Source organism: Janthinobacterium sp. NKUCC08_JDC, assembly GCF_019345575.1.
Taxonomy (GTDB): Bacteria; Pseudomonadota; Gammaproteobacteria; order Burkholderiales; family Burkholderiaceae_D; genus Janthinobacterium; species Janthinobacterium aestuarii.
Window position 1 is genome coordinate 1 of record NZ_JAHKQW010000056.1, and the last position, 266, is coordinate 266.

1 rRNA gene is annotated in these 266 nt (G+C 49.2%); it reads left to right on the forward strand.

The features are described from left to right. Positions 1-177: 177 nt before the first annotated feature. A 5S ribosomal RNA gene (gene rrf / locus KO538_RS29090) occupies positions 178-266 on the forward strand; the annotation flags it as partial.

The following is a 266-nucleotide window of genomic DNA, read 5'->3' on the forward strand; positions in this document are numbered from 1 at the left end:
TAAGCTAACCAGTACTAATTGCCCGTACGGCTTGTCCCTATAACCTTAGCAGGTGCAGAGGATAAGACGGTACAACGTTGCGTGTGTGTTGATACTACCAGTCATTACCCCAATCTTTGCTTCTTCCAGATTCAGGCTTTGTCGCTCCACCGAGAACAAATGCCAGTACAAGTTATGCCTGATGACCATAGCAAGTTGGTCCCACCCCTTCCCATCCCGAACAGGACCGTGAAACAACTTTGCGCCGATGATAGTGCTGCAACCAG